The sequence below is a fragment of the Streptomyces sp. NPDC057137 genome, from assembly GCF_042670825.1.
GTDB lineage: Bacteria > Actinomycetota > Actinomycetes > Streptomycetales > Streptomycetaceae > Streptomyces.
The window spans coordinates 1-9,283 of record NZ_JBHUUW010000125.1 but is presented as its reverse complement, the minus strand read 5'-3'; the positions used below and the strand labels follow the sequence as shown (position 1 = coordinate 9,283).

Here is a 9,283-nt window from a genome sequence, read left to right as displayed (position 1 = left end):
TTGCCCCTCGCCCCCCCCCGCGGGGGTTCGCCCCTCCCCCCACCCACCCCCCCCTCGTGGTTTTGTACTTGGGGGGGGGGGTTAAAACCCCCCCCCCCCCCCCGCCCCGGACACCCGGCGCGACGAGCCCCCGATCCGCAGGGACGACACGACACGTGCGAGTACCCAGGCCGCGTTCCGGTAGCAGCGTCCGCCAGGCCCGCGTGAGGGGGCCGGTCCGATGAGTACGTACCGGGACTTCACCCACCGCGGCTCCGCGCGCGCCACCGTCCTGCGGACCGTCGGCACCCGCGAGCGCCGCTCGCACGCCTCGGCGCCACGCGTCCCCACCGTCGGGATCGACATCGGCGGTACGAAGGTGATGGCCGGGGTCGTCGACCCGGACGGCAACATCCTGGAGAAGATCCGCACCGAGACGCCGGACAAGTCCAAGAGCCCGAGGGTCGTCGAGGACACCATCGTCGAGCTGGTGCTGGACCTATCCGACCGCCACGACGTGCACGCCGTCGGCATCGGCGCCGCGGGCTGGGTGGACGCGGACCGCGCGAAGATCCTCTTCGCCCCGCACCTCGCGTGGCGCGACGAACCCCTCCGCGACTCGATCTCCTCCCGGCTCGCCGTCCCGGTGATGGTCGACAACGACGCGAACACCGCCGCCTGGGCGGAGTGGCGCTTCGGCGCCGGACGCGGCGAGGACCACCTCGTCATGATCACCCTCGGGACCGGCATCGGCGGCGCCATACTGGAGGACGGCCGGGTCAAGCGCGGCAAGTACGGCGTGGCGGGCGAGTTCGGCCATATGCAGGTCGTGCCCGCCGGACACCGCTGCCCGTGCGGCAACCGCGGCTGCTGGGAGCAGTACAGCTCGGGCAACGCGCTCGTCAGGGAGGCCAGGGAGCTGGCCGCCGCCGACTCCCCGGTGGCGTACAACCTCATCGAACGGGTCAAGGGCCACATCCCCGACATCACCGGACCGCTGATCACCGAGCTGGCCCGCGAGGGCGACGCCATGTGCGTCGAACTGCTCCAGGAGATCGGCCAGTGGCTCGGCGTCGGCATCGCGAATCTGGCGGCGGCGCTCGACCCGTCCTGCTTCGTCATCGGCGGCGGCGTCAGCGCGGCGGACGATCTGCTGATCGGCCCCGCGCGCGAGGCGTTCCGCCGCCAGCTCACCGGGCGCGGCTACCGGCCGGAGGCCCGTATCGCCAAGGCACAGCTGGGCCCCGAGGCAGGCATGGTCGGCGCGGCCGACCTCTCCAGACTCGTGGCGCGCCGCTTCCGCCGGGCGAACCGGCGCAGGCTTGAGCGGTACGAGAAGTACGAGCTGTACGCGGAGGCCATCCGCACCGGCCGGATGCCGCAGGACCTGCGCGAGGAGCAGGAGCTGCGCGAGGCCGAGGAGTCCCGCGCGGCGGCGGTCCGGGAACGGCAGGAGTCCGCGGCGGCGGAGCCGAAACCGGATCCGGAGACGGAGCCCAAGCCGGAAACCCAGTCCCGCGAGACGCCGGAACCGCGAGCGCCGGAAGCACCGCGAGAGCCCCGTACGAGCCCCAGCCGCGCCCCCCGCACCAGCCAGGAACCGCCCTCATGACCGTGCCCCACCAGTCGAAGTCCCCGGAAGCGATGCAGAAGCCGCCGGAGGACCACCGTCACATGGTCCGCCGCCGGTGGGTGACGGCGATAGTGATCGTGCTGCTGATCGGTGTTCCCGCCGGTTATCTGATGATCTCGGCCGGGCAGAGCCGGCGCAGCGGTCTGGACAAGGAGCTGGAGTCCTCCGCGACCGGCCTCACGGACGCCGTGCCGTCCCGGATGAAGCAGCGGGTCTTCGAGGTGCCGATCCCCGCGCGCGCCACGCACGTGCGCTACTACGAGACGAGCAACTGGAAGTCCAGTCGGCTGTATGTGCAGTTCAACGTGACGTCCGGCCGGCTCGACACCTTCCTCACCGAGCTGGGCACGCACCGCGACGCGCTCAAGGAGGGCGAGGTCACCATCGCGCCCCGTGACTCGCGCACCGTCGGCTGGAAGTTCGTCCCCACCCGCGTCTGGTCGGGCACCACGCACAAGCAGAAGGACCCACGGCCCACCCAGGACATCACCGTCGACCTGAGCGACCCGGCGATGCCCCGTGTGTACGTCGTCTCCACGACCACCCCGTGAGACACGGCGGGTGAGGGAGGCGGGATGTGGAGGTCTGGCGAGTGTGCCGACCCACTCCCGTTGGAAATTGTGAGATATGGGAGCGTGAGCGGGTGAGCGAGACGACGACCAAGACCCTGCAATACCGCTTTGACGGGCCGGAAGACGCGCCGACCCTGGTGATCGGCCCCTCCCTCGGCACGACCTGGCACATGTGGGACAGGCAGACGCCCGAACTGGCCAAGCACTGGCGGGTGCTCCGGTTCGACCTGCCCGGCCACGGCGGCGCGCCCGCCCACCCCGCCACCGGCGTCCCCGAGCTGGCGGACCGGCTCCTGGCCACCCTCGACGGGCTCGGCGTGCAGCGCTTCGGCTACGTCGGCTGCTCCATCGGCGGCGCGATCGGCGCCGAGCTGGCGCTGCGCCGCCCCGACCGGGTCGCCTCGCTCGCGCTGGTGGCGTCCTCACCGCGATTCGGTACGGCGGACGAGTTCCGGCAGCGCGGCGTCATCGTCCGTACGAACGGTCTCGACCCGATGGCCCGCGCGGCGCCCGAGCGCTGGTTCACGGCCGGTTTCGCCGCCGCCCAGCCCGCGATCGTCGAATGGGCGGTCCAGATGGTCCGTACGACCGACCCGGGGTGCTACATAGCCGCCTGCGAGGCGCTCGCCGCCTTCGACGTACGGGCGGAGCTGGGCCGTATCGGCGTGCCGACGCTCGTCCTGGTCGGCGCCGAGGACAAGGTCACCGGACCCGCCGAGGCCCGCACGCTGGTCGCCGGGATACCGGACGCCCGCCTCGCGCTCGTGCCGGGAGCCTCGCACCTGGCGCCCGTGGAGCAGCCGGCCGCCGTCACCGACCTGCTCATCCGCCACTTCTCCACCGCCTGGCAGAACCCCTCCGACACCTCGACCGGCATCACGGTACTGCCCGACTGGGCCACCTACCCCGGCCCGGGTACGCCGTCGGGACCGCCCACCCTGTCGCCGATGAACGCCCCCGTCGCCGCGATCGCCTCCGCCGAGCAGCCGCAGGCCGTGGCCGCCGTCCGCCCGGATCCTTACGAGGCGGGCATGCGGATCCGGCGGGAGGTCGTCGGGGACGCCCACGTCGACCAGGTCATGGCCGAGACGGCCGGCTTCGCCGGCGACTTCCAGGAGCTTCTGACCCGCTACGCCTGGGGCGAGGTGTGGAACCGGGGCGGCCTGGACCGCCGCAGCCGCAGCTGTGTGACGCTGACGGCCCTCGTCGCCGGCGGTCACCTCGACGAACTCGCCGTCGAGACCAGGGCCGCCCTGCGCAACGGTCTGACCCCGGCCGAGATCAAGGAAGTGCTCATCCAGGCGGCCGTCTACTGCGGCTTCCCGGCGGCGAACGCGGCGTTCCGCGTCGTCGGCGCGGTCGTCCAGGAGGAGACCACCCCCGACCCGTAACGGCCGCCCTCCCTCCCGTTTGCCGTCGTGGCGGCGGGTGTCGACCATGGGAGGGCGCGATGCCGTGTCGTACGGGCGGTTCCGTACGGCAGTGTTCAGGAACCCGCAACACGAGGTGGTCACGGTGAAGCTCACCAAGAAGTCCCACGCCTGCGTCCGGCTGGAGAAGGACGGGCGGACGCTCGTCGTCGACCCCGGCGTCTTCAGTGAGGAGGACGCGGTGCTCGGCGCCGACGCCGTCCTCGTCACGCACGAGCACCCCGACCACTTCGAGGAAGGCAGGCTGCGGGCCGCCCTCGAAGCGGACCCGGCCGTCGAGATCTGGACCCTGCGCAGCGTCGCGGAGCAGCTGTCGGCCGCCTTTCCGGGGCGGGTGCACACCGTGGGGCACGGTGACACGTTCACGGCGGCGGGCTTCGACGTGGAGGTGCACGGTGAACTCCACGCGGTGATCCATCCCGATCTGCCGCGGGTCACCAACGTGGGCTATCTGGTGGACGGTTCGCTGTTCCACCCCGGCGACGCGTTCACCGTCCCGGGCCGGCCCGTGGAGACGCTGATGCTCCCGGTGCACGCGCCGTGGAACAAGATCTCCGAAGTGATCGACTACGTACGCGAGGTCAAGCCGCAGCGCAGCTTCGACATCCACGACGCCCTGCTGACCGACCTGGCGCTGCCTATGTATGACGGCCATGTCGCCCGCCTCGGGGGCTCCGGCCACGCCAGGCTGGCCCCCGGCGAGGCCACCGAGCTGTGACGGCTCGGACGGTGACTGTCAGACCTCGCGGATAGGCTGTGGTCCATGCGTATCGCCACCTGGAACGTCAATTCGATCACTGCCCGACTGCCCCGGCTGCTGGCCTGGCTGGAGAGCACGGGCACGGACGTGCTGTGCGTCCAGGAGACCAAGAGCACGCTGGAGCAGTTCCCCTCCGACGCCCTGCGCGAGCTGGGTTACGAGGCGGCGGTCAACGCGACCGGCAGGTGGAACGGGGTGGCGCTGATCTCCCGCGTCGGTCTCGACGACGTCGTCAAGGGCCTGCCCGGCGGCCCGGAGTACGAGGGCGTCGAGGAGCCCCGCGCCGTCTCGGCGACCTGCGGCGGTGTCCGGGTCTGGTCGGTGTACGTGCCCAACGGCCGCGAGGTCACGCACGACCACTACGCGTACAAGCTGCGCTGGCTGGAGGCGCTGCGCGCGGCGGTGGCCGAGGACAGCGCGGGGGACCGGCCGTTCGCGGTCCTCGGTGACTTCAACGTCGCGCCGACCGATCAGGACGTGTGGGACCCGGCTCTCTTCGAGGGCGCCACCCATGTCACCCCCGCCGAGCGCGACGCGCTGGCCGCGCTCCGCGCGGGTGGCCTGTCCGATGTGATGCCGCGACCGCTCAAGTACGACCAGCCGTACACTTTCTGGGACTACCGCGAGCTCCGGTTCCCGAAGAACCGGGGTATGCGGATCGACCTGGTCTACGGCAACGGGCCCTTCACCGCTGCCGTCAAGGACAGTTATGTCGACCGTGAGGAGCGCAAGGGCAAGGGTGCTTCGGACCACGCCCCGGTCGTCGTCGATCTCGACCTCTGATGTTGCGGAGGCGGGGCCGGCATCGGCGGGTCTGAGTCTGGGCATTCTGCCTCTGATACCGCCCGCGTGCCCTGAGGTGCGCGGGTACGGGGAAATGGCAGGCTGAGTGGTATGAACATCCCTTTCTTGGACAACTGGCGCAAACGGAACGGCGCTGACGAGGGGTCTTCGCCGGCGTCCGTCGTCGGGGGTGACGCGGAGGGCGTGGCCGAACTGCTCTCCGAGTGCGAGCTGCTGCGTGTCCGGGCAGGGCAGTCCGGTCTTGAACTGGACGATTCCCCGGACTCGTTGGAGGCGCTGGACCAACTGCCTCCGCACTGGCGGGACGACCCCGAGGAGCTGCCCTGGCTGGGCAACGACGCGGGGCTGTATCTCGGTACGGTCATCGTGCGTACGGTCGAGGGCGCGACCTGGCACATCTGGCCCGGCGGTCACCCCGTCGTGCGGCTCGTCTCCGGCCGGGAGATCCAGGTCGTGGAGGCCGGTCTCGACTGGGCCGTCAGTGGTGCGCCCGAACTGTCGCAGGTGTACGCGGAGGCGGCCGAGGCCTGAGCGGGGGCTGCGGGGCGGGCGCGTCTCCTGGAGTTTAATACGGCTTATGCCCGATTTATGCGTGTCGGGTGTGAAGTCCCTTGGCGCGCTGGATAGTTTGCGCTGACCTCGACAGAGCCGAGAACGGGGAGGGCAGCGTATGGCCGTCGACCACGGTCCGACGGGCAGTCCGCGGCGGGAGCCGCAGCCGATTCCACGACGGAGCCACAGACCCCCGACCGGATTCCCCGGTCCGGGAGTTCGGGTACACGGGCGAGCTCATCGCGCCGAATCTGGACTACGATTTGCCGTTCATCCCCATGGTGACGGTGGTCTTGCCGGCAGAGGCCACGGATGCCGCGCCGGCCTCGGGCACTCCCCGGGAGTCCGTACGCGTCCGCCGTGCTCCGCGCACGCGGGGATGGTCCCGCCGCCGCCCGAGGCGCGGTAGCTCAAGGGACATGGCCCGCCTCCCGCTTCTCGGGAGGCCCCTCCGGCAGCAGCCGGAGATCACTTCTCGCGCCGCGGGACCGACAGGCACCATGGGTCGGGCGTGGCCGGGGAGAAGGTCAGCTGCGCGCCGGGAGGGCCGTGTCCGCCATGGAGCGGGCCCGCGTCGTCGCGACGTACGACGAGGGTGCCGCTCTCTCCCTTTTCCGGCCCGCTCACCGCCCTCTCCGCGCCCCGGCTCAGCTGGTCGCCCGGTGCGAGGTGCGTACGGCCGGAGCGGGCTCCTGCGCCGCCCTGGTGACGTCGGCGACCAGCTCGACCACATCGGGGCCGTACGCCTGCGAGTTGACCACCTTCAGCAGCAGACAGAACGAGTCACGGCCGTGCTTGCGCGCCAGCTTCTCGTGGTGCCTGGCCAGATAGCGCGAGGCCGCCTGGTTGGTGATGGCCCGCTGTCCGCAGAAGAGAAAGACCGGCCGGGAGTCCTGCCCCGCCGTCAGGCGCGCCAGGATGACGTACTCCGCCACACCCGCCTCGGCGCGGTAGCGCTCGGTACCGATCTGGAAGGCCCCGCGGTCCGGGCCCGGGTCCGGGTCCGTGTTGATCTTGACGCCGGGCAGCAGCGAGGAGAGATGGGCGGCCATCCGGCGGTTCGACGCCGGGCCGCCGAGGCAGAACTCCGTACGCTCACCGAACCCCTGCTGCGCCGAGTCGTGCTGGACTATCTGCGCGTGCGCGCCGCAGTCCTTGATCAGCGCGGACATCTCCAGCAGCGCGAAGACGTCGTGACGGTGGACGGCACCGTCGCCGCCCGCCTCGCGGTTGACGACCAACAGGCACTCGGAGTTGCCGGGCAGCCCGAAGAACGCCTGCTTCCTGCGGAGTTTGCGGCGCCAGAGATAGGTACGGGCGATCCAGCCGAGAGAAGCACTGATACCGGCGGCGAGCACCCCGAGAACGATGTTGCGTACGTCGTCAGTCATGGGCGCGCACTTTAGCGGGACCTCGCCGCGACGCACATCCCACCAGGGTTCCGGGGCAAGGTCCTGTCGTTCGGATCTTGCCGGGCTCGCGGTCCCTGGCACCGCGCCTCGCCGCGTTGTCGTCGGTCGGCATGGCTCCGCCATGCCTCCCTCCTCCGCCTTGCGATCCACGGCACCAGACCCCGCTCCCTGATCCGGCCTGATCCAAACGACAGGACCTAGTGGTTCTGGCGGGGCGCGAGTGCTGAGGTTACGCTCCGCGGACGGACGCCCACCGGAGGTACAGATGCACCGCCTCGCCGTACGCAACGTCTCGATAGTGGCGCTCGCCGCCGCCATGCTCTCGGTAGGTGCCGCGGCGCCACCGTCCGCGCCCGCCCAGGCCCCACCGGCGAAGACGCCCCCAAAGACACCCGCCAAATCGCCGGTCGCCGTCGGTTACGGCGGAGCGGTGTCCAGCGTCGACAAGGACGCGTCGGCCGCGGGCATCGAGGTGCTGCGGCAGGGCGGCAACGCCGTGGACGCGGCGGTGGCCACGGCCGCCGCGCTCGGCGTCACCGAGCCCTACTCGGCCGGTATCGGCGGTGGCGGCTACTTCGTCTACTACGACGCCAAGTCCCGCTCCGTCCACACCATCGACGGCCGCGAGACCGCCCCGAAGTCCGCCGACGCCACCCTCTTCCAGGAGGACGGCAAGCCGATCCCCTTCGCGGAGGCCGTGACGAGCGGACTCGGTGTCGGTACGCCCGGCACCCCGGCGACCTGGGAGACGGCGCTCGACTCCTGGGGAAGCGCCTCGCTGCGGCAGTTGCTGAAGCCGGCCGAACGGCTGGCGAAGGACGGCTTCACCGTCGACGAGACGTTCCGCTCCCAGACCGCGTCGAACCAGGAGCGGTTCGCCGACTTCCCGGCCTCCGCCGAACTGTTCCTGCCCGGCGGCGAACTCCCGGTGACCGGTTCGGTGTTCAAGAACCCCGACCTGGCGCGTACGTACGCGGAGCTGGGCCGGCGCGGCACCGACGCGCTCTACCGGGGCGACCTGGCCCGCGACATCGTGCGCACGGTCAACACCCCGCCCGTCGACCCGGACGCCACGCGCAAGGTGCGGCCGGGCGATCTGACGACCGGCGACCTGGCCGCGTACCGGACCAAGCGGCAGGCGCCCACGAAGGTCTCCTACCGAGGGCTGGACGTGTACGGCATGGCGCCGTCGTCCTCCGGCGGTACGAGCGTCGGCGAGGCGCTCAACATCCTGGAGCGCACCGACCTCTCCAAGGCGTCGCAGCAGAAGTATCTGCACCGCTTCATCGAGGCGAGCCGGATCGCCTTCGCCGACCGGGGGCGCTGGCTCGGCGACCCCGCCTTCGAGGACGTCCCCGCCAAGGGCCTGCTGTCGCAGCGCTTCGCCGACTCGCGCGAATGCCTCATCAAGGACGACGTGGCGCTCAAGAGCCCGCTCGCGCCCGGTGACCCGTCGAAGCCGGTGCCGTGCGCGGCGGGCGGCACGGCGGCGCCGACGACGTACGAGGGGGAGAACACCACCCATCTGACGGCCGCCGACAAGTGGGGCAACGTCGTCGCGTACACGCTGACGATCGAGTCGACGGGCGGCAGCGGCATCACCGTTCCCGGCCGGGGCTTCATCCTCAACAACGAGCTGACGGACTTCTCGTTCGCCCCGGCGAACCCGGCCGTCCACGACCCGAACCTGCCCGGCCCCGGCAAGCGGCCGAGGTCGTCCATCTCCCCGACGATCGTGCTCGACGAGCGTGACCGGCCGCTCCTGGCGCTCGGCTCACCGGGCGGCGCGACCATCATCACGACCGTCCTGCAGACGCTCACCGGTCATCTGGACCGGGGTCTGCCGCTGGTCGACGCGATCGCCGCGCCCCGCGCGAGCCAGCGCAACTCCGCGACGACGGAGCTGGAGCCGGGTCTCTACGACAGCCCGCTGCGCGCCCAACTCGAAGCACTGGGGCACGCGTTCACCAAGAACCCGGAGATCGGCGCCGCGACAGGCGTGCAGCGGCTGCCGGACGGCCGCTGGCTGGCGGCGGCGGAGAAGGACCGCAGGGGCGGCGGCTCCGCGATGGTGGTACGCCCGGCCGGACGGCCGTAACGCGCGATCGGACGTGTCCGGCGCCGCCCCTGAGTCCTCGGGG

The 9,283-nt window shown here is 71.4% G+C and carries 8 protein-coding genes and 1 pseudogene; 7 read left to right on the top strand and 2 right to left on the bottom strand.

From position 1 onward, the window contains the following. Positions 1-220: 220 nt before the first annotated feature. The 6 genes and pseudogenes from ACFT9I_RS39700 to ACFT9I_RS39675 form a co-directional block, all read left to right on the top strand. Positions 221-1,372 (top strand): annotated as a pseudogene (locus ACFT9I_RS39700) (ROK family glucokinase); the annotation flags it as partial. A gap of 215 nt (positions 1,373-1,587) precedes the next feature. Continuing rightward, positions 1,588-2,163, top strand: a complete 576-nt coding sequence (locus ACFT9I_RS39695; protein ID WP_382572652.1) for a hypothetical protein — start codon at positions 1,588-1,590, stop codon at positions 2,161-2,163. 92 nt (positions 2,164-2,255) lie between these two features. After that, positions 2,256-3,575: an alpha/beta fold hydrolase gene (locus tag ACFT9I_RS39690; RefSeq protein ID WP_382572650.1), complete on the top strand. Its 1,320-nt coding sequence runs from the start codon at positions 2,256-2,258 to the stop codon at positions 3,573-3,575. Between the two features lie 124 nt (positions 3,576-3,699). Further along, positions 3,700-4,332, top strand: a complete 633-nt coding sequence (locus tag ACFT9I_RS39685; protein ID WP_382572653.1) for an MBL fold metallo-hydrolase — start codon at positions 3,700-3,702, stop codon at positions 4,330-4,332. A 45-nt stretch (positions 4,333-4,377) separates the two neighbouring features. After that, positions 4,378-5,157, top strand: a complete 780-nt coding sequence (locus tag ACFT9I_RS39680) for an exodeoxyribonuclease III (protein ID WP_382572648.1) — start codon at positions 4,378-4,380, stop codon at positions 5,155-5,157. Positions 5,158-5,268: 111 nt separating this feature from the next. After that, a complete protein-coding gene (locus ACFT9I_RS39675) occupies positions 5,269-5,709 on the top strand; it encodes a DUF6278 family protein (RefSeq protein WP_382572646.1) in 441 nt (146 codons plus the stop codon). Between the two features lie 489 nt (positions 5,710-6,198). Here the strand turns inward: ACFT9I_RS39675 and ACFT9I_RS39670 are convergent, their stop codons facing one another. Together ACFT9I_RS39670 and ACFT9I_RS39665 are read right to left on the bottom strand one after the other, a co-directional pair. Next, a complete protein-coding gene (locus ACFT9I_RS39670) occupies positions 6,199-6,357 on the bottom strand; it encodes a hypothetical protein (protein ID WP_382572644.1) in 159 nt (52 codons plus the stop codon). A 20-nt stretch (positions 6,358-6,377) separates the two neighbouring features. Further along, entirely contained in the window at positions 6,378-7,121 is a 744-nt protein-coding gene (locus tag ACFT9I_RS39665) for a hypothetical protein (protein ID WP_382572642.1), read from the bottom strand. A gap of 286 nt (positions 7,122-7,407) precedes the next feature. Here ACFT9I_RS39665 and ggt point away from each other — a divergent pair, with 286 nt between their 5' ends. Beyond that, positions 7,408-9,240 (top strand): gamma-glutamyltransferase, encoded by a 1,833-nt coding sequence (ggt, locus tag ACFT9I_RS39660; RefSeq protein WP_382572640.1) that lies wholly within the window; start codon positions 7,408-7,410, stop codon positions 9,238-9,240. The last annotated feature ends 43 nt before the right edge of the window (positions 9,241-9,283 follow it).